This is a genomic window from Micromonospora sp. PRAS1, from assembly GCF_059553435.1.
Genome location: NZ_JCANNB010000012.1, coordinates 75,090 through 95,940 on the forward strand (window position 1 = coordinate 75,090; position 20,851 = coordinate 95,940).

Consider the following 20,851-nt stretch of genomic DNA (forward strand, 5'->3'; position numbering starts at 1 on the left):
CTGGGGATCGCGGTGCTGCGGTAGCGGTAGCTAGCTGACGATCTGATAACCGAACTGCACCAGCAGGCCGGCGGCACCGGTTGCGTTCAGCACCCGGGCCTGCACCCGCTTCGGGCTGGTGACCGCGTCGACCAGATACGGCGAGCTGAGGCTGGTGCTCTGTACGGTGCTGCTTGCCGCTACGGCCGCGCCACCGGCACTCACCCCGTCGGCATCCAGGCGCACGTCGCAGCCGCCGGACTCCAGCACCCGGGTCACCCGAACCACCCGGATCCGCTGCGCGTCGAGGTACAGCAGGTTGCCGAAGTCGTGCAGTCCGTTGGCGACCGGGCCGGCGATCCGCACCGTCAGCCATCCGTCGATCTGTTCGATCCCCTTGTTGCCCGTGATCCGGGTCTGGCCGGTCGACACACCGGTCAGCCGGTACGGTCCGACGGCGTTGCCGTTCAGGTCGTTGTCGCTGATCAGCACGTCGGCGGCGGCGTTGACGATGCCGTAGTCCTGCCGGGAGATGCCATCGGCGAGCGGGCCGATGACGTTGCCGACGACCACCACCCGGCTGGCGGTGGAGCGGATGTTGATGCCCGCACCGAACCGGTAGCCGGTGCCGCCACCGGAGTAGCCACCGGAGTACGCGACATCGGGGAGGTCGAACGTGGTGGGGTTGACGACCTCGATCGACCGGGTGCCGTTGGCGCCGGAGACCCCCTGGATCGAAATCCGGTCCCCGGTCTCCCAGCCATGGGCCGTCGCTGTGGTGAGCCGTACCTTGCCGGAGCCGTTGTCGACCGCGGCGGTGATGGTCCGGGCGAAGGTTGGATGTGCGGCACGACCGTTGTTGCCGATCAGGCAGCCGGTGACGGTGATCCGGGTTGACGCGATGTCCAGGCCGTTACGGCCGCAACCTCGGATGATGCTGTTGCTGAAGGTGGCGCTACCGGTGAAGCCCGCGCTGATACGGACGTTGTCGTCCTCGTTGTCAGCCGAGATGTAGGTGTTGGTGAACTGGGCTTGTGCGCCCGCCTCCAGCAGTACCGGCACACCGTGGCCGTTCTCGAAGCCGCCGCCCTCGAAGTAGAGGAACTTTGGGATCGACGCGCCGGGCGTGTTCTTGAGCCAGATGCCGTTTCGGCCGAACAGGATCGCGGTGGCAAGGAACTTGATCGAGCCGCCGAGACCGTCGATGACGAGGTTGTCGGTGCCCGGGTTGGCGCTGCCGGCGGCGATCCCGCACTGGACGAACTCGACCGGGTCCGCGCGTGAGTCGTTGTTGACCCCGTTGAGCAGGATCACCTGCTCACCGTTGAAGCCGTTCCAGACGCAGTTGGCGAACCGGACCGTGTTGCAGGCGCGCAGCGTCAACCCGTTGTAGCCGTCCTTGAACCGGACGTTTGTGAACGTCAGCATGTAGTTGCCGTCGGTGCCGTTGCGGCTGGTGGACAGGATGCTGCCGCCGGTCAGGCCAGCACCGCGTACCTGGAGGTCGCGTAGGCCGCCGCCGCGTACCCCGGACAGCCGGAATCCGTCCTCGGCGCCGGTGGCGAGCACGTACTGCGTGGAGTATTCGTCGTTGTCGCTCACCCCGGCGCCCTGGAACACGATCGGCACGCCGACCACCTCGATGGTGTCGTCGAGGCGTACCTTGCCTGGTCCGGCGGCGATGGTGCCACCGGTCGGCAGCGCGCCGACGGCGGCCTGCACCTTCGGCGAGTCGTTCTCCGTGCCGGTGCCCCGCCAGCCGAACCAGGCCAGGTCGATCCGGGTGTCGTGGGGACGCTTCCAGCGGCCGGTGGTGACCCCGGTGACGGCGAAGACGGTGCCGCCGTTGTCGTCCTCGGTGGCGTCGGCGTCCCAGTACAGTGGCCCGCCGCCGACGCCTGGCAGGTCGGCGTGGTAGCCGAGCAACTGGACCTGCTCGCCGTCGCTGGTTCCGGCGGCGCTCCGCAGGTCGGCGACGCTGGCTCGGGCGTTGGCGCCCGCGAAGGCCCGGCCCGGCCGCGCCGGGGATGCGACGGCGGTGCCGGGTACGAGCTGCGAGCTGGCGGCGAGGCCGGCCAGGCCGAAGGTGGCCAGGGCGCGGCGCCGGACGGTGCCGGGGGACCTTTCGTCCATGGGGATTCTCCTGTTTCCGGGCAGCCGGCGACGCGACGCCGGATCGGCGCCGGCCGCGGGCCAGGGGTGGGGGTGAGGGGGGTGGCTCAGCCCTTCACGGCGCCGATGACGACGCCCTTGGCGAAGTGCCGCTGAAGCAGGGGGTAGACGAGGCAGATGGGGATCAGGGAGACGACCAGGATGGCCATCTGCAGCGACTGTTGTGGCGGGACGACCTCGCCGGGCAGGTCGGTGCCGATCTGGGTGTTGTCGACGACGTAGGTGCGCAGCACCAGTTGTAGGGGCCACTTCTCGGTCGAGTTGATGTAGAGCACCGCGTTGAAGAAGGCGCTCCAGTAGGCCACCGCGTTGAACAGCGCGATGACCGCGATCACCGCTTTGGACAGCGGCAACATGATCCGGGTGAGGATCTGCAGTTCCCCCGCGCCGTCGATCCGCGCCGCGTCGACGATCTCCCTGGGTACCTCCATGAAGAAGGCCCGCATGATGATCACCTGGAAGGCGGAGGTGAGTCCGGGCAGGATCAGCGCCCAGTACGAGTCGATCAGCCCGAGTTCCTTCATCAGCAGGTAGTTCGGGATCATGCCGGCGTTGAACAGCATGGTGAAGAGCACCAGCAACAGGATCGGCCGGTGTCCCCAGCTGCCGGGCCGGGAGAGCGAGTACGCCAGCAGCGCCACCACCGACACCGACAGCGCCGAACCGACCACCGTGATGCCGACCGAGACCAGCGTCGCCCGGGTCACCACGCCACCACGGAAGATCGCCGCGTACGCGTCGAAGGACGGGTTCGTCGGCCACAGCACGTAGCCACCCGCGTTGGTGATCTGCTCCTGATCGGCGAACGAGGTGGAGATGACGGCGACGAACGGCAGCACCACCACGGCACAGCAGAGGAGGAGCACGATGCCTTTGAGGCCGCGTACCGCAGGGTGGGGAACGGGTGCGCCGTTGATGGTGCGGCGGCGGCCGGGCCCACCGGGTGGTCGTGGTGACGTCGTCCGGCGATCGATAGTGGTCACCATTTCGAGTAGATCCCCCTTTCCCCGAACAGGTGCGCGACCTTGTTCGCGCCCAGCACGAGAATCGCGCCAACCAAGCCCTTGACCAGCCCCACCGCCGCCGACACGCCCCAGTTGCCGCCGACGATGCCGCGGTTGTAGACGTATGTGTCGAGTACTTCGGACGTTTCGAGGCCGACCTGCCCCTGTTGCAGCACGATCTGTTCGAAACCGACGGTGAGCACGTCGCCGAGTTTGAGGATGAGCAGCAGTACGATGACCGACCGGATCGCCGGCAGGGTGACGTGCCAGAGTTGGCGCAGCCGGCCGCCACCGTCGACGGCGACCGCCTCGAACAGTTCCAGGTCGACCCGGGAGATCGCGGCGAGGAAGATGATGGTTCCCCAGCCGGCGTCCTTCCAGATCGCCTGCGAGGTGATCAGGGCGAAGAACAGCTCCGGGTCGCCGATGATGCTGAGCAGCGGCAGGTCGTGTTGACGGGCCCAGTTGTTGTAGATGCCAGCGTTGCCCAGCATGTGCTGGAAGAGCGCAACCACGATCACCCAGGACATGAAGTGCGGCAGGTAGAGCACCGACTGCACGACGCGTTTGATCCGCTCGCTGAGCAGGCTGTTGAGCAGCAGGGCCAGCGCGATCGGGATCGGGAACACCACGATGATCTGGAGGAACGAGATGATCAGCGTGTTCTTCAGGGCGTTGAGAAACGCCGGGTCCCCGTTGAAGATCACCTCGAAGTTGGCGAACCCGACCCAGGGTGACTCGGAGATGGTCAGATACGGCTGGTAGTCCTTGAACGCGATGACGTTGCCGAGCATCGGCACGTACTGGAACAGCAGTACCAGCGCGACGCCGGGCAGCGCGAGCAGGAGCAGGAAGCGATCCCGCTTGAAACGCTGCCAGCGGGTGTTGCGCTTGGCCGGCGCGCTGGTAGCCATACGGCCTCCGTTCCGAGTTCCGCTGGGGGGTGGGCGAGACGACCCGACCGGGTCCTACTGCTGGTCGGCGAGCGCCTTCTCGTACTCGCCGCGGATCTGGTCCCCGCCGGCGGCCTTCCACTGGGCGACCGCGTCGTCCCAGGCGCTTATCGGTTTGCGGCCGGCCACGATGTCCAGCTCGGCGGTGTCGATGATCTTGAGGAGTTCGCCGGACTTGCTGACCGAGGTCTCCGAGTTCAGCCCCTCGACCGGGTTACGCAACAGGTTCGGCACGACCTTCTCCTGGTACGCGCGTTGCGCGTCGACCCGGGTGCGCTCGGCGGGACCGAGCACGTGCGGCGAGTCGGCGACGTACTCCAGCGGGAGCTTGACCTCGACGTTGCCCAGGTCGGTGCGGACCGGCACGTCATCCTGCCAGCTGTAGTGCCGGCCCTCGACGCCGAACTTGCGGAACATGTACTCGCTGGTGCCGAGCGGCGCCGCCAGCCAGTCGGCCAGTCGCAGCAGCTTCTCCAGCCGGTCCTTCTCGGTCTTGCGGAACGCGGTCAGCGCGAACGTCGGCGTGCCCGCCCGGTGCACCGGCTCGCCACCGTCGTAGCCGGGGGCGGGAATCCCGCCGACCTGCACCGGGTATGTGTCGGCGAGGATGTCCCAGGCCGCGTAGCCGTCGGAGTTCAGCGCGATGGTGCCGTTGCCGAACAGGTCGCGCAGTTGCAGCCGGCCCCCGATCGCGTCCGGGTGGAAGAGCCCGGCCTGGTACATCTCGGCGACCCGGGCGACCGCCTCCTTGCGCTGCGGGGTCTCGATCTCCGAGACGAACCGGCCGCCCTCCTCCCGCCAGGCGTTGGGTACGCCGAGCATGTTTCCGACGAAGGTGATGACTCCCTTGGCGCTGCCGAACGCCCACCGGTTCGCCCGCGCGTCGGTCAGGCCCCGCGCCAGCTCGACGAACTCGGCGTAGCTGCCCGGCGTCGGGTTCAGGCTCCGCTGGGCGATCAGGTCCGTCCGGCCGAACATGATCGTCCCCACCACCGACCGGGAGATCGGCACGGCGAAGATCCCCCCGCCGTACGCGGTCGACAGCCACGAGTCGCGCGGGATGTTCGCCAGGAACGGGAAGTTTGCGGCGGCCGGGCCGGCGAGAAACTCCGACAGGTCCGCGCAGAGCCGGGTGAGCACATCGGCCCGGCGGGCCAGCCGAGCCGAGATCAGCATGATGTCGGGCAGGTCGCCGCTGGCGATCGTGGTCGAGAGCTTGTTCAGGTAGTCGGCCGACGGGGTCATGGTGATGTCCAGGTTCGCCCCGACCCGGTTGTTCAGCTCCTGCCAGTACTGGTTGCTGCCGGCCGCCGGCGGCACCGGGTTGAACATGTTGGTCAGGATCCGGACGTCGCCGAGCCCGGCGGCCGGCTTGACGTCGAACGCGTCGACCAGTTGCCGCGGGTACCGGTAGTAGCCGGCCATGACACCTTCGGGGGTCGGCGGCAGGTCCGGGCGGACCAGTTGCGACGGCACGTAGTCGGGCAGTACGGCGCTCCTCGCGCCGTCCGGGGCGCTCGTCGACGTGGCGCCGCCGCAGCCGGCGAGGGCACCGCCACCAGCCAGGGTGACCGCGGCGCCACCGGCCATGGCCAGGAACCGGCGTCTGTTCAATCTGTTGTCATTCATGGTCCACTCTCCGATCTGATGCGGCGGTGGACGGGGCCGGCTCGGCACCGTCGAGGGGGTACAGGATCAGGGAAACGACTTGCCAGGCACCGAGGCGGACCGGGACGGCGCCACTCGGATCCGCCGGGCAGGGTGCGATGACGCGCTCGTCGGCATGGCACCAGGCGGCAGGCGCGTGCGGGCCGGCCGGATGCCGCACGGAGAACTCGCTGACCCGGCCGGACAGGTCCTGAAGCCGGACCAGCAGTCCGGCCCCCGCCCGCGCGGGCGCGACACTCGCCTGCACGTGCTCCGGCAACCCCAGGTCGAGCAGACTTCCGGTGGGCTGGTGCAGTGGTCGGGGCTCGGTGTCGAACTTGTCGAGCCGGTTCACCTCGGAGACCGCGGGTGCGGCGCGTACCTCCCGGCCGAACCGGCCGGCGGCCACCAGGTCGGGCGTGGGTAGCGGGGTGAAGGCGTAACGCAGCCGCAGTCGCCCGTCCTGTTCCGGCGGGGTGTTTGTCGGCCAGTAGTTGTTCAACACCCAGGAGAAGACCGCTCCACCGGCGGGGTTGAATCGTTCGTGCCAGTGCCCGCGCACGATGTCCCCGGCGGTGAACAGTGGGGCATGGGCTGAGGTCCAGGCCACCGTGGGCCCGTCGACGCCGTCCTGCACGAGCACCCCGTAGCCGGTGGTGAACCAGTCGTGGCAGGCGCCCGGCGCGTGGTCGGTGGCCGGGTCGATCCAGCCCTGCTGCCGGTCGTAGCGGAACCTCGGGTCGGCGGCGGCGAACGGGAACGCCACGTACACCGACTCCTTGGCCAGCACCCGCCGCTTGTCGAGATCGACAAGCACGTCGACCCGGTCATCGGTGTCGCGCAGCAGCACGTCGACCTCGATCCGGGGCAGGCTCGGCGCGTCGCCGACGGTCCGCAGCCGCCAGCCGTCGTACGTGCGGCGCAGCCCGACCGGCCGCATCGTCGCGGGCAGCACCGTCAGCTCCGGAAGGTTCTGGTCCGGGCGTCGGCCGAGCAGGGTACTGCGCGGGTAGGGGGCATGGTGGTGGGGCTGCCCGCTGTGCTCGATGCCGTCGCCAGCGGCCGACGCCGCACGGCCGTCGCCACGGGTCATGCTCTCCGGGCCGTCGAGCACGTACAGCACCTGCCCGAGGGTCCACTCTGTGGTGTCCAGCAGGTCTCGGCCGGTGGCCCGGTGCCGCAGCCCGCGTACCGCACCGGTCCGGGGGTCGAGGGTGACCTCCCAGCGCGCGGTGACCAGCGACGGCGGCACCGGACGCCAGCCGTTGGCGGAGTCGATCGCCGCCGGGCCGTTGGCGGAGTCGATCGCCGCCGGGTCGCTGGCCGGGGTGCCCGCCTCCTCACCCGGCGACAATGTCCGGGCGGCGTCCATCGGCAGGGCCCGGTAGCCGAAGGCGGGCACGTCCGGCACGGTCACCCGCAGCGTCCGCAGCCCGTTGCACTCGGCGAGCACCTCGACCGGCAGCGGCCCGTCGGGTCCGACCGGATCGGCCCGGACGGTCTCCACGAGCACCTCGATGTCCCGCTGCCAACCCAGCGGATTGTGTACCAGCAGCGTCGGGCCGTCGGTGCTGACGAGTTCCCCGAGCTGGCTCAGGGCCCGGCGGACCTCGTCGAGCGCGCCCCGGTAGGCGCCGTGCACCTGGTGTCGTTTCCAGTCCAGTTGGTCGTCGACCTGGTGCCCGTGCGGGTGGGCGGTGCCGTGCGCCCAGGTCCAGGTGTGTTCGCAGCCGTAGAGCGCACCCTCCCACGCGGCGTCCAGCGCCGCCCGGTTGGGCCGGTAGACCGGGTCGACCAGCCTGACGAGGGCGGCGAGCCCTTCGGCGGTCGGCAGCAGCGACTGCACCCGGCGGTGCTCGGCGGTGACGGCCGCGCCGGTGCCCACGCCGTCCTCCCAGTAGCTGCCGCCGTCGCCCCGCCACACCGGCAGCCGGTCGGCCAGTGGCCGGACGGTGGCGAGGTAGTCCTCCATTGTGGAGACCCGGATCCGCGGGTACGCGTACCGGGCGTTCCACCGGGCGGCGAACCCGGCGTCGCCGTCGGCCAGGTCTTCGTTGTCGGCGTGGGTGCCGATCACCGCGAGGTCGGCTGGCAGGTAGTCGGGTCGGTCGTAGCGGGCCAGCAGCCGGGGGAACGCGTGCGCCCCACCGACGATCGTCTGCGGGTCACCGACCATGAACCGCAACTGGGAGTAGGTGTCGGAGAAATGGGTGAGCACCCGCGCCCCGTCAACGCCCTCCCACAGCACCGGGCTGGCCAGGTGTTGCAGGTCGCTGTCCGCGTTGCCGCCGCGATGGTGGTTCTCGATGCCGACGAACGCGTCGATGCCCAGCGCCCGCAGCATCGAGGGCACGGCCGCGCTGTACGACGGCACATCGGTCAGGTTCGCGTACGTCACCGGCACCCCGTGCCGCTGCCGGAGCCGGCTGGCCAGGTATGCCGCCCGGTACACCTCCTCAAGCGACGCGATGCCGGACAGGAACAGGCTGTGGAACGCGTTCACGGCCAGCCGGCCGGAGCGCAACGCGGCCAGCACCCGCTCCGCCCGCTGCGCCGAGCGGGTCGCCAGGTACTGGTCGACGACAAGCGACCCGTCGACGGAGAACGCGAAGCCCGGGTCGCGGTCCAGCGCGTCCAGCGCCCGGTCGAGGTTGCGGCTGTGCAGTTCGAGAACCTTGCCCTGCACGTCTGTGTAACCGACATCCAGATGCACGTGCGGAACCAGGTGCAGCGTCCACCGCCGGGCCGCGACCAGGTCGAAGACCTTCGCCGGTACGTCGTCGAGCCGCACCTCGGCGGTGGCCGTGTCGAAGGCGGGCACGGCGAACCTGACCCGTACCTGGCCGAAGTCGCGGCCGGGACGGCGCAGGTCGAACTCGTAGTGGTGGCCGGCGAGTTCGACCCGGGCCACCCGGGGCCAGGTGGGTGTGCCGGCCGGTACCGAGACGGTCAGCTCGACCAGTTCGTGCAGCTCGCCGTCGCGGTCCAGGTAGAGCGGGGTCGCGGTGAGGTCGACGGCTACCCCGCTCGGGTGCGGCGCGGTCGCGTCGAGGCTGAGCCGGTGCCAGGTGATGCCGCTGCCGAAGTGGTTGCCGAACTGTTCCCGGTGCCGGCGTTGCTCACCGGCCGGCAGCTCCACCGGCCCGGTCGCTGCGGCCGGGTCGACGGTGGTGGTGATCGTGACGACGTGGTCGCCCTCGGCCAGCCAACCGGCCGGCAGCGGTACCTCCAGCAGCACGTCACCGGCGATCGGGCCGTGCCGGTAGGTCTCCGACCGGTCCTCACGGCGCACCACCGGGTGGAAGAACCCCCGGTGTACGCCGTCGATCTCGATCTCCAAATCTGGGCAGGGTCCGTGCCCGGCGGCGAACTCCAGCCGCAGCAGGTAACCGGCGGCGTGGTCGGCGCCGATCCGCACCGGAAGCTCGACGCGGTGCGGCTGCCAGCCGGTGGACGCGTTGAGCGGCCCCGGCTGGAACGCCGGCAGGTCGATGCCGGGTACGGCGAGGATCAGTGGAAACATCGCCGTCAGTCCAGTCCGGGCAGTGTGAGCACGCTGCCGTGTTCGACCAGGGCGGCGGCCAGCTCGGTATACCCGTACTCCTGCACCGGCCGCCCGGTGGCGATCGACTGTGCGGCGAGTTCGCCGCACGCCTCGCCGAGCATTCCGTAGTTGGGTTCCATCCGGGGCGAGGTGTATCCGACATGGCTGGCCGAGAAGCAGATGCCGACGGTGATGTTCTCGATCCCGCCGCGCGCCGGGAAGAGGCACTCTGCCGGCATCTGGTACAGGTCGACCGGCGGGTTGGTCTCGTCGCCGCTGAGCGTACCCTCACCGACGATCGTGTCGTCGCCCTCGGGGTAGTACTGCACCAGGTGGCTGTCCATGCCGTACTTCCAGCAGCAGACCGGCCGGGCCTTTGTGTTGTTCGGTTTGAGCAGGTCGTGCTGGGTCAGCACGGTGGCGCCGATCATCCGGCGGGCCTCGCGGATGTAGAGGGCGTGCGGGAAGCCCTGCCCGTGTGGGCTGTCGACGAACTCGTCCGGCGGCAGGCCGAAGGTCTGCGCGTCGGCCCGGAACGACTCCGGCAGCGACGGGTCGTTGGCCAGCCAGTAGAGCTGCCCCTGGTGCCAGGCCACCTGCTCGGCGATGATCTCCTCGCGCCGCCGCCAACTGCCGTCCGGGTAGTCCCAGTTGACGCCGGGCAGGTCGAAGCCGAAGTAGAGCGCCTGGTTGGTCTGGTACTTGCCGTTCGGCAGCAGCGCGGTGTGCGTGACGATCGACGACAGGCCAGGCAGTCGCCGCTGCCGTAGGAGCTGCCCGAGGTACGTGTACCGCGCCGGGTCGTAGTCCTCCGGTTTCGGGAACGGGATCCGGTCGGCGTTCGTCGACAGCACGCCCCGAAAGTTGTACGCCTGCGTCTTGTCGTCACCGTCACCGGCGGCGAGCTCCGGCACCGCCCTGACCGGGTACAGAGTGTTGGGGGTGAACCCCCGCTTGCGGTACGCCTGCACCGGCTGGAAGCCGGCGAACGGCTCGTCGTAGGTGGAGCGGGGTTCCCGGCCGAACGTGTATGGCACGCCGGCGGCGGCCATCAGGTCGCCCTCGTATGACGCGTCGATGAAGAACCGGGCCCGCCGCCAGCCCTGGGTGGTGCGTACGCCTCGGATCCGCCGGCCGGTGACCTCGACGTCGTCGGGTCCGTGGATCCGCTGGTGCAGCAGCACGGTCGCCTTCGCCTCGTCGAGCAATTGCCGGGAGACCTTCTCGGCGACCTTCGGCTCGAACCGGTACTCGGGGCCGTCGAGGCCGTACTCCGCGCCGATGCCCTCGAAGAACCGGGTCAGCGTGAGCCCGGCGAGGGCCTCGGGAACGTTCGGCGTGTCGGTCTTGACCAGGCCGCCGGCGACGATGCCGCCGACGTGCCCGGTGGGTTCCAGGATCAGGCTGCTCAGGCCGCGCAGCCGCAGTCGCAGCGCCGCCATGATGCCGGCGAGGCTGGCGCCGTAGATGATGACGTCGTACCCATCGTCGGTGGGGGTGGGCTCGGGGATTGGCATGTCCGGGCGGATCCTCTCGGGGGCGTCGCGGGTCGCGGCGTTCGGGTTCGCGGGCGGGGGTCAGTTCGTCCGGGTCGCGGCCGGCACGCTGCGCTGGCGCGGTTTGGCCAGCACCGGCGTCGCCCCCTTGGCAGCCTGCGACGGTCGCATCCGGCGGATCTCGTCCGGCCAGGCGATCGGGATGCCGAGGGTGTCGCTCAGCAGGCGCTGCACGTCGGCGGTGCGGTCGGGGGAGTCGGCGACCGCATGTGGCTCGCTCCGCTCGGTGACGCAGTACGCGGCCAGCGCGCCGACCGCCTCACCGATGCTCCACTCGACCGGGTGCAGCCGGTAGCAGCCGTTGGTGATGTGCGTGGTGCCGATGTTCTTGTTGGCCGGCAGCAGGTTGCGGACGCGGACCGGGACCAGCGCGCCGAGCGGGATCTGGAACGGGTAGCACTCCAGGTTGACGTAGTTGACGCCGGCCGTGCTCGGGTGCAGGTCGATGTTGTAGTGGCCGATGCCTACCGAGTCGGGGAAGACGACCGCGCCGGCGCCTTCTGGGCGGTCGACCACGGCGACGTGCTGCTCCAGCACCGTGAACCGGGCGCGGATCCGTCGCGACTCCCGGATGTACGCGCTCTTGGCCAGCCCGTCGTCGGTGCCGGTCAGGTCGGGGCGCAGCCGCAGGCCCGGGTAGCCGTACCCGCCGTCAGGGCGGGGTGCCTCGGTCTGCATCCAGTGCAGGTACGACAGCGACAGCTCGCGGCATCGGCGCAGCGCGGTCTGCTGGGTGGTCTGGTCGATGTCCGCGCCGACAAGTGGCGACTCCCAGTAGTCGATGTTCGGCCAGTTGACCAGGGTGATGTCGGTGTCGATCAGATCGGGGTCGAACTGGCTGCGGGCCCGGATCCGGCGGAAGTGCCACAGGTCCGGCAGGTGTACGCCGTCCAGGTCGCCCTCGAAGATGCGGTTGGTCCGCCCCTTCATGGTGTGGATGTCGATCTTTTCCCAGGACAGCTGGGGGCCGGGCCAGAACGGGTCGACGTGCGTCTTCCAGTGGTCGTACGACGCCGGCCGGTCGACGATGTGCTCCTCGCCGGGGCGGTACTCCAGCGGGAAGCACCAGGTGATCGCCTGCTGGTCGGTCGGGTCGGCGACCGGCGACGCGTACGGCTCGCCGGTCTCGGCCTGCGACTCGGCACCGACGACGTGCTCGACTCCGGCCAGCTCCAGCAGGTCGCCGAGTTCGGTGGCGTCGACGACGAACGGTGCGGTGACGGTCGTCCGGATGCCGGTGCGGCGGTTCTCCAGGGTCACCGCGGCGATCCGGTCGCCGTCGGTGGTCGCGGCGACCGGGACGTGCTCGTACAGCACGCTGATCCGGTCGGCCGAGCGGTAGCCGGCCAGCATCTCATCGATGACGGCGACACCGACTCGCGGTTCGTGGCAGAGCCGGCTCACGTTGCCCAGCCCCGGGTTGAGGGTCGGCAGTTCGGCTGCGGCCGGCCGTAGCGGGTAGTTGCGCCGGTAGTAGTCCCGGATCCGGGTGCGCAGCTCGTGGTAGCCGGGCGAGGTGTGCCCGGACTCGATCCACGGGTGCTCGTCGGAGGGCACCGACTGGGCGGTGAGCTGGCCGCCGAGCCAGTCGGTCTCCTCGGTCAGCACGACCCGCAGCCCGAGCCGGGCGGCGGTCAGCGCGGCGGCGACGCCGCCGAGCCCGCCGCCGACCACGAGTAGGTCGGTGTGCCGTTCGGAGGGATGACCCATGCTGCGCGCTCCTCGACTCTGCTAATATTTGCTGATCGATTCGGTCTCGATCGATTGCGAGTACGTTACATCTCGCCATCGCCGGCATGTCAAGATGCTCACTGCCAGGAGTTCCGATCAAGATCCGGTAACTTCGGATTAGCTTTTATTAGCGATTCCCAATCGGTCCGCAACATGTTAGAAACGCAGACCATGAAGACCGCACCAGCGTTGCCCGGGTTGCACTACTACCTCCCACCGGTCACCGCGCCCGACGCCGAGCCGACCCGCGCCGACGTGGTCGTCTACGGCGCGACCTCCGGCGGGGTCGCCACGGCCGTGCGTGCCGCCCAGGACGGGATGTCGGTGCTGCTGCTCGCCTTCGACGACCACATCGGCGGCATGAGTGCCGCCGGGCTCGGCACCACCGATGTCGGCCGCCCGGAGACCGTCGGCGGTCTGGCTCGCCGGTTCTACGCCCAGGTCGCCGCCGCCTATCACACGTCCGACCCGCACTGGGGCGTCGAGGCACACGTCGCCGAGGAGATCTTCACCCGCTGGCTGAGCGACGCCGGTGTCCGGGTGCGCCACCGCCAGCACCTCACCGGCGTCGCCATGACCGATGGGCGGATCACCGAGCTACGCACCGACGATGGCAACCGGTACCGGGCCACCGTCTACGTGGACGCGTCGTACGAGGGCGACCTGATGGCGGCATCCGGCGTGACGTACACGGTCGGCCGGGAATCCCGAGACAGCTACGGCGAGCCGCTGGCCGGCGTACAGTACAGCGGCAACCATCAGTTCACCCTCGACGTCGACCCGTGGCGGGAGCCTGGGCGGCCGGCCAGTGGGCTACTGCCAGGCATCAGCGCCGACCCGTACGACGCGATCGGCACCGGCGACCACCGGGTCCAGGCGTACAACTTCCGGCTGCACGTCACCACCTCCGCCCGACGGCTGCCGTTCCCCGAGCCCGAGGGCTACGACCCCGACCGGTACGAGCTGCTGCGTCGCTACGTCGAGGCCGGCGGGTACGAGCTGTTCGGCCGCACCACCGAGGTCCGCCCGGGCGTCTTCGACATGAACAACCACGGCGCGGTCTCCTCCGACCACATCGGCGCCAACTACGACTGGCCCGAGGCCGACTACACCCGGCGCGAGGAGATCTTCCAGGACCACGTCCGCTACCAGGCGGGTCTGCTGCACTTCATGGCCACCGATCCCCGGCTGCCGGCGGCGGTCCGGGAGGACACCCGGCGCTACGGCCTGGCCCCGGCCGAGTTCACCGGCACCGCCCACTGGCCGCACCAGCTCTACGTGCGGGAGGCGCGGCGGATGGTGTCGAGCTACGTCATAACCCAGCACGACGCGGCAGGCCGGGTCGCCGCCGCCGACCCGGTCGCGCTCGCCTCCTACGTGATGGACTCGCACAACACCAAGCGGGTACTTGTCGACGGCCGGCCCCGCAACGAGGGCAACGTCCAGCATCCGGTCACCGTTCCGTTCGGCGTGCCGTACGCCTCGATCGTCCCGCGGCCCGGCGAGTGCGCGAACCTCTTGGTCACCTGGGCCTTGTCCGCATCACATGTGGCGTTCTCATCGGCCCGGATGGAACCGGTGTTCATGATGGTGGGCGAGGCCGCCGGGTACGCCGCAGCCCAGGCGGTCGAGAGCAGGGTTTCGATACCCGAGGTCGACTATGAGACGCTGCGTAAGGCTCTGCTACGCGGTGGATCGCTGCTGACGTGGCCGCCGTCGGCATGACCGGAGAGGAAACGGCGTGAGTAATCGACGGGGGCGGACCTCGCGGCAGGCCGACATCGCCCGCGAGGCGGGTGTGTCACAGTCCACCGTGTCCATGGTGCTGCGTGGCGCGGGCGACATCAGCCGGATCTCACCGGACACCCAACGCCGGGTGCTCGGCATCGCGCGTCGCCTTGGCTACCCGACCACAAACGGCAGCCAGGCGCGGGCCGGCGTCGAACGGCGCGCCGTCGCGCCGTACCTGATGGGGGTGCACACCTTCGAGCCGATCTTCCCCACCAGCGCCGGCGACTACTACTTCGAGTTCCTCCAGGGCATCGAGGAGCAGGCCGGACTCGAAGGCTGCAACCTCGTGCTGTTCACCGCCGCCCGCGACGAGAACGGCGTACGCCGGATCTACCGCGACGGCGTCAACGCGTTGGGCCAGGCGGCCGGCAGTGTCCTGCTCGGCCACCACGCCAACCGCGACGACCTGCTTCGGCTCGCCCAGGACGGCCATCCCTACGTCTACATCGGTCGGCGGGAGATGCCCGGAGTCGACATCTGCTACATCGGTGGCGACTACCGCTCGGCCACCGGCCGGATCGTCGACGACCTCGTCGCTCTCGGTCACCGCGGCTTCGCCTATCTCGGCGAGGCCACCCGACACGAACCCCAGGTGGACCGCTGGGAGGGCTTCGCCGCCGCCCTGGACCGCTTCGGTCTACCGGTCCCCGCCCCGGCGTTCACCCATCCCGACCAGCTCACCGCGCAGTGGCTGGACGCCGCGATCACCGGCGGAGCCACTGCCGTGCTGGTCGAGTCCGTCAGCCTGCTGCGAGTCCTGGCCGCGATGGCCAGCCTCCGCGGGCTGGCCATCCCCGCCGACCTGTCCGTCGTGCTGCTCGTCGACGACCCGGACGGCGAGTTCAGCCCCAGCAGCTGGGCATCGCTGAACATCCCCCGCAACGCGATGGGCCGACGTGCCGTACGCATGCTCGCCGCTCTGCTCAACGACCCGACCGGCGACCATGAGCGGCAGGTGCTGCTGCCCTGCGCACACACCCTGGCCCCGACCGTCGCCGCGCCCCGCCACGGCGCCAAACGATAGTCGGCTGTCGCAGCGCCCCGTGCCGCGTACCACCTGATTCGGCACGGGCGGGCCGGGGTGGGCCTGGCAACTTGCGGGCAAGAGATAGGCGAATGTGATTGAATGGTCCCATGCTGCCGTGGGGAAGCGAGCTGGCCGGCCGCCTGGATCGCACCAGCATCGCCTCCCGCCACTTGCGGGACAACCCACTTGGCGACCCGGCCGAGCGCCCGATCTGGGTCTACCTCCCACCCGGGTACGACGAGGGCGACACCCGCTACCCGTCCATCTACGTCCTGCAGGGATACGGCGGCCACGTGGTGATGTGGGCCAATCGCACGCCGTTTCGACAGCCGTTCATCGAGACCGCCGATGCGCTCTTCGCCTCCGGCGAGGTGCCCGGCTGCATCCTGATCTACGTAGATGCGTGGACCGCGTACGGTGGCTCGCAGTTCGTCGACTCTCCGGGCACCGGCCGCTACCACTCGTATCTGTGTGACGAGGTTGTGCCGTGGGTTGACGAGCACTACCGGACGATATCCGATCGGGAATCGCGCGCCGTCTCCGGCAAATCGTCCGGCGGTCTGGGAGCGATGATCACCCCGATGCTGCGGCCCGATCTGTTCGGCGCGCTCGCCACCCATGCCGGCGACAGCCAGTACGAGATGCTCTACTTGCCGATGGTCGCCAGATCCGTGCGCTTCCTGCGCGCCTATGACCACGACATCCAGCGCTGGTGGGACGACTTCCGTTCGCGGACCGCGTTCACCAACAAGGCGGACAAGGATCTACTGGTCCTGCTGGGCTGCGCCGCCTGCTTCTCGGCGACCGACGACGGCACGCCGGTGCTGCCGTTCGACCCCCGCAGTGGAGTGCTGCTCCCCGAGGTGTGGAATAGCTGGCTGACCTGGGATCCGGTGCGCATGACAGACCGCTACGCCGACGCGCTGCGTTCGCTGCGGGCGATCTGGATCGACGCCGGCACCCACGACGACTTCTACCTGGATCTGGGCGCGGAAGCGTTCCGGGCCGGTCTCGATCGCACCGGTGTGCCGGGTGAGCGCATCCACTTCGAGCTCTTCGATGCCGGTCACGGCAGCCTCAACTATCGGTACCCGTTGGCACTGGCCTGGCTGGCGCATCGGTTGGCCCGCTGAGAGCGAGGTGCCGGGCGGCCGTGAGGGGCAGATCCCGCAGCCGTACGCCTGTCGCGTCCTCGATCGCGTTGGCCAGCGCCGCCGCGATGGTGAGGACCGGTGCCTCGCCCACCCCGAGCGCCGGTCCGGACGCGTCGATCAGGATGGTCCGCAGGTCCGGTACCTCCGTGAAGCCCAGCAGTTCTGGTTCGCCGAGCAAATCGCTCCTGGTGCCCTTGCCAACGTGACAACCCAGTCGATACGTCTGGAAGGTCCCCTCGACCTTGCTGTGTTGGCCGAGGCGTTCCGGGTGACGGTACGGCGGCACGAAGCGCTCCGCACAGGTTTTCGGTACCACGATGGGCGCCTCGTCCGGGCGGAAGCCCGTGATACGGCACCCCCTGATCCGGTCCTGTTGCCGGCCGAGGCGCTTACCGATTTCGCGGTCAGCCAGCTGCTCACACCGAGGTTCGACCTGCACACCGGCGATCTCATCCGGCTCGGTGTCGTGCCGACCGAGTACGGAGCGTTGCTGTGTGTGGCGGCACACCACATCGCGTACGACGGACTCTCGCATGAAATCTTCACTCGCGATCTGGCGCGAGCCTACGGTGCAGGGCTGACCAAGAGCGGCGCTGAACTGCCGGTGCGACCGCGGATGCCGGCCGCTGCCATCGAGGAACATCGACGCTCCACCCAGCTGGCCTACTGGCGGTCAGCACTCAGAGGCCTGGCAGACCTTCCCGCGCTGCGGGCTCTGCCGTCGCAGTGGGAACTGGCCGAAGCCAGACTCGTGGAGTACCAGGCCACATGCGAAGCAACGCTGATGCGGCGCCTGCGACTGATCGCGGGCCAGCGGAAGGTCATGCCGTTCACCCTGCTGCTGACAGCCTACGGACAGGCCCTGGTCGATGTCGCGGGTGGCGACGACTTCTGCGTGGCGGTCGCCGTGGCGCTGCGCGGTGGTGAGCGGATGCACGAAGTGGGTTGTGAGATCAACACCGTGCCGGTTCGGGTGCGCCAACCGCTGTCCGCCGGGGCGGTTGAGCGGATCTGGGAGGCCCAGTCCGGTGCGCTCTCCCATGCGGACGTGCCGTTCGCGGACCTCGTGACGGCGACGCGGACGGCCGGCCGCAGCCGACTTCCGCTCGCGCAGACCTCTCTCATCTACCAGGGTTGGCAGCGTCCCGCATACCAGGCAGGGCCGGCCAAGATGCGTACGGAGATCTCGAAACCGCTCGGCTCGCAGTTCGAGGTACAGGTGCTCCTCTGCTTGACCGAGGACGGGAAGCTGGAACTCGTTGCTCAAGCTCCGCAGCCCAGCGGCTGGACTGATCACCTCCGTGACCTGACGCACGCCATGATGCAGCGCCTTCGCGACCTAACTGAACTGTCGACGACTGAACCTCCGACTGGACGAATCCCGTGACAGCGAATGCGATCTCACCCTTCGAAGTTCTCACTAAGGACGAGCTACGGCAGCGGCACAGCCTCAAGTGGCGCGTGCTGGAGCCGGACATCCTGCCGCTCTGGGTGGCTGAGATGGACGTGCCGCTTGCGACGCCGGTGGAGAGAGCCTTGATTGATGCTGTTCTGCGTGGGGACACCGGCTATGCCGAGGCCGGCGGGTTGCCCGACGCGTTTGCGGGGTTCGCGGAGCGCCGCCTCGGCTGGACCGTCGACGCGAGTTCTCTGATGTTGGTCGCCGACATCATGACGGGCGTCGAGGTTGCCCTGCAGACGGTGACCATGCCGGGTGACTCGGTGGTAATTTCGACCCCCGTCTACGGCCCGTACTTCCACCACATCGAGATGCTCGGCCGGAAGGTCATCTCGAGCCCACTTAGCTACGCCGCCGGTGTCCACCGTCTCGACCTAGCACGACTGGCCGAGGACTTCGCCCGAGGTGCTCGGGCTTACGTACTGTGCAACCCGCACAACCCGACCGGCCTCGTCTTCACGCGGGACGAACTTCATCAGATCGGGCGGTTGGCCGACGAGTTTCGAGTCTCCGTCATCGCCGACGAGGTCCACGCGCCACTGACCGCATCCGGAGCCGTGCATGTGCCCTTCGCGACAGTCGATGCGGAGGCGGCGGCGCGTGGCTTCAGTGTGCATGCCGCCTCGAAGGCCTGGAACCTCGCCGGGCTGAAGGCGGCACTGCTGTGCCCCGGCCCGGAAGCGGACCGGTCGCGAATGCGCCAGGAACTCACAGTCGGTGCCAGCATGCTCGGAGTGCTGGCGAGCGAAGCCGCCTTCAACGATGGCGAGGAATGGCTCGATCAGGTACGAGCGGGCATCGCAGAACGAAGTGATCTTCTTTCCTGCCTGCTTTCCGAGTCACTGCCCACCGTGCGGTATCAGCCTCCGGCAGGGACCTATCTGGCATGGCTGGATCTGCGGGCCTGCGGTGTGGGCGACGATCCAGCCGCCGTGCTGCAGGAGCGTGGAAGGGTCGCCCTTTACAGCGGGCTCTACTTCGGTGCGGAGGGCCGGGGCTTCGCCCGCCTGAACCTGGCCACCTCCCGTGCCATCCTGACGGAGGCCGTGGCGCGCATGTCCCGAGTGCTCGCCAGTTAGCTGGCAGCGATCTTCTAGCCTGAGTCCGCGAACCAGGCTCCACACGGCCCCTGAAACACCAACCCGAGACCGTTGTTCGCGGACAAAGTCGGTGCGCCCGATGCCCGCCCTTCCGGGAGGGAGTCGCAACTCGCCGACCCGCCCACTGACGGGTCTGCGTGTGCTGGTCCGGTCGTACACCTACATGGTCACCCTCACCGGCGCGAACCAGCCGGTCACTCGCCGGCGCGGAGTACCTCACTCAGCCGGTCGCGTCGCCGCAGCGCCGACTCGACAGGTACGACCGCGGTGGCCGCCGCCAGCAGCGCCACGATCACCAGGCCGAGCAGCCCCCACGGTAGACCGCCGCCGGGTCGGTGGCTTGACCGGTGAGCAGCCGTAACCCGAGCGGGCCGAGCGTCAGGCGGGCGAGCAGGGCCCCGAGGAGCGGGCCGCACATCGCGGCGACCACGACCGGCGGCAGCAACTCTCCGGCGGCGACCCAGCGGGCGTCACGTGGCCGCAGGCCGAGGGTCCGCAGCCGGCTCAGGGTCTGCCACCGCTCGGACGCACCCGAGGCGGCGGCGAGCATGAGGCCGAGCAGTCCCAGCGTCAGCAACACCGCGGCGGCCGTCCACGCTAGCCGGAGTATCCCTGCGGTAAGCGGAGCCACTCGCTGCGCCCGCTCCACGTCCGCGCGCAGCACCACGTGGGGGCGTCGATACCGGCCAGGATGGAGAGCAGCGTCGACTTGCCGGACCCGGAGGCACCGACGATGGCCACCAGCTCACCGCTCTCCACGGCCAGGTCCAGTCCCTGCAATGCCTGCACCTCGATCGAACCGGTCTGGTAGATCCGCACCAGGTTCTCGCAGACGATGAGCGCTTCCCGGCCGAACTCGGGCACCCGCGCGGATGGCTGCGGCAGGGACAGCGGTGTGTGGGACATCCTTGCCTCCGTCCGGGTCGTGCCGATGTCGGGCCTGCCTCGGGTAGCGGTCAGGCCCATCGATCGGGCACGTGGTGTCGCTGGCCGGCACGCGTGGTTGCCCAACGCCGTCAAGAGCCTCGATCGTCCGTGCCGAACCAGTCTCGCAAACCTCGGATCCACGACGTAGGGCGGCGCGGGGACACGCCGCCCCTACGCTCAGCGGTTGTCGTTGGGTCCCAGCGCCCCGCGGCGCCAGGTGTGCCAGCCACGGCAGAGCAGGTAGGCGGCGATGGTGGTCGCCGAGACGAACGAGTCGGCGACCAGGGTCAGCTCCGCGCGGGGGACATCAAGGATGAAAGCGGCCTGGATGGTGACCGCGATCTTGTGGAACAGCAGGAGTTCCCACATGCCGCGCTGCTTTCGGGGCGCAACCGCCAGCATGGCCCACATCCCGGCGAAGACGATGTAGGCGCAGGTCCGCCAGTACTCGGTCAGGATCAGGTCTTCGGGGAGGTCACCGAGGCGGGACATGCCCTCGACGAAGGGCACCAGGGTGACGGCTGCCGTGATCGCCATCAGGATGCGTCCCGTCCGATCCTGCCAGCGCGTCGGTGCCGCAACGGCCGGGGTGGCGGCGACGTCGGTGTGGGTTGTCATGAAGCTTCCCTGTCTGCTCGATCACTACACAGCTGTGGACAGGAAGACGATTCGTCAGCAGGGCCCGGCACCGCGTCGGCGGGAATTACGTAGTCGCCCGCGTGATCGCGGACGGCGTCGCCCGGGCGCGGATCGTCGCCATCTGACAGATGTCTCGACCCAACCGGTGCCCGAACTTCTCTGCCTTCC

The 20,851-nt window shown here is 69.3% G+C and carries 14 protein-coding genes and 1 pseudogene; 5 read left to right on the forward strand and 10 right to left on the reverse strand.

Annotated features, from left to right (window positions below):
- Positions 1-30 precede the first annotated feature (30 nt).
- The 7 genes from AC507J_RS13805 to AC507J_RS13835 form a co-directional block, all read right to left on the reverse strand.
- Positions 31-2,112, reverse strand: coding sequence for a putative phage tail protein (locus tag AC507J_RS13805; protein ID WP_496289537.1), 2,082 nt, complete (start codon positions 2,110-2,112; stop codon positions 31-33).
- An 86-nt stretch (positions 2,113-2,198) separates the two neighbouring features.
- A complete protein-coding gene (locus AC507J_RS13810; protein ID WP_496289538.1) occupies positions 2,199-3,134 on the reverse strand; it encodes a carbohydrate ABC transporter permease in 936 nt (311 codons plus the stop codon).
- Entirely contained in the window at positions 3,131-4,069 is a 939-nt protein-coding gene (locus AC507J_RS13815; RefSeq protein WP_496289539.1) for an ABC transporter permease, read from the reverse strand. The genes AC507J_RS13810 and AC507J_RS13815 overlap by 4 nt, the downstream gene beginning before the upstream one ends.
- Before the next feature lie 54 nt (positions 4,070-4,123).
- A complete protein-coding gene (locus tag AC507J_RS13820) occupies positions 4,124-5,737 on the reverse strand; it encodes an extracellular solute-binding protein (protein ID WP_496289540.1) in 1,614 nt (537 codons plus the stop codon).
- The gene (locus AC507J_RS13825) at positions 5,730-9,278 is read right to left on the reverse strand and encodes a glycoside hydrolase family 38 N-terminal domain-containing protein (RefSeq protein ID WP_496289541.1); all 3,549 of its coding nucleotides are present in this window, start codon (positions 9,276-9,278) and stop codon (positions 5,730-5,732) included. The genes AC507J_RS13820 and AC507J_RS13825 overlap by 8 nt, the downstream gene beginning before the upstream one ends.
- Positions 9,279-9,283: 5 nt before the next feature.
- The gene (locus tag AC507J_RS13830) at positions 9,284-10,816 is read right to left on the reverse strand and encodes an FAD-dependent oxidoreductase (RefSeq protein WP_496289542.1); all 1,533 of its coding nucleotides are present in this window, start codon (positions 10,814-10,816) and stop codon (positions 9,284-9,286) included.
- 60 nt (positions 10,817-10,876) lie between these two features.
- Complete coding sequence (locus tag AC507J_RS13835) at positions 10,877-12,565, reverse strand: FAD-dependent oxidoreductase (protein ID WP_496289543.1); 1,689 nt, start codon at positions 12,563-12,565, stop codon at positions 10,877-10,879.
- A 192-nt stretch (positions 12,566-12,757) separates the two neighbouring features.
- On the opposite strand from AC507J_RS13835, the gene AC507J_RS13840 reads away from it, so the two are divergent.
- The 5 genes from AC507J_RS13840 (at position 12,758) to AC507J_RS13860 (ending at position 19,096) form a co-directional block, all read left to right on the forward strand.
- Complete coding sequence (locus tag AC507J_RS13840; protein WP_496289544.1) at positions 12,758-14,311, forward strand: FAD-dependent oxidoreductase; 1,554 nt, start codon at positions 12,758-12,760, stop codon at positions 14,309-14,311.
- Positions 14,312-14,327: 16 nt separating this feature from the next.
- On the forward strand, positions 14,328-15,401 hold the full coding sequence (locus tag AC507J_RS13845; protein WP_496289545.1) for a LacI family DNA-binding transcriptional regulator: 1,074 nt from the start codon (positions 14,328-14,330) through the stop codon (positions 15,399-15,401).
- A 110-nt stretch (positions 15,402-15,511) separates the two neighbouring features.
- Complete coding sequence (locus AC507J_RS13850; RefSeq protein WP_496289546.1) at positions 15,512-16,537, forward strand: alpha/beta hydrolase; 1,026 nt, start codon at positions 15,512-15,514, stop codon at positions 16,535-16,537.
- Positions 16,538-16,544: 7 nt separating this feature from the next.
- The gene (locus AC507J_RS13855) at positions 16,545-17,945 is read left to right on the forward strand and encodes a condensation domain-containing protein (protein WP_496289547.1); all 1,401 of its coding nucleotides are present in this window, start codon (positions 16,545-16,547) and stop codon (positions 17,943-17,945) included.
- Positions 17,942-19,096, forward strand: coding sequence for a MalY/PatB family protein (locus AC507J_RS13860; RefSeq protein ID WP_496289548.1), 1,155 nt, complete (start codon positions 17,942-17,944; stop codon positions 19,094-19,096). The genes AC507J_RS13855 and AC507J_RS13860 overlap by 4 nt, the downstream gene beginning before the upstream one ends.
- A gap of 313 nt (positions 19,097-19,409) precedes the next feature.
- Here the strand turns inward: AC507J_RS13860 and AC507J_RS13865 are convergent, their stop codons facing one another.
- The 3 genes and pseudogenes from AC507J_RS13865 to AC507J_RS13875 all read right to left on the reverse strand — a co-directional run bounded on the left by AC507J_RS13865 (position 19,410) and on the right by AC507J_RS13875 (position 20,662).
- A complete protein-coding gene (locus tag AC507J_RS13865) occupies positions 19,410-19,697 on the reverse strand; it encodes an FtsX-like permease family protein (protein ID WP_496289549.1) in 288 nt (95 codons plus the stop codon).
- 71 nt (positions 19,698-19,768) lie between these two features.
- Positions 19,769-20,023, reverse strand: a pseudogene (locus tag AC507J_RS13870) (ATP-binding cassette domain-containing protein); the annotation flags it as partial.
- 198 nt (positions 20,024-20,221) lie between these two features.
- Positions 20,222-20,662, reverse strand: coding sequence for a hypothetical protein (locus AC507J_RS13875; RefSeq protein ID WP_496289550.1), 441 nt, complete (start codon positions 20,660-20,662; stop codon positions 20,222-20,224).
- Positions 20,663-20,851 lie beyond the last annotated feature (189 nt).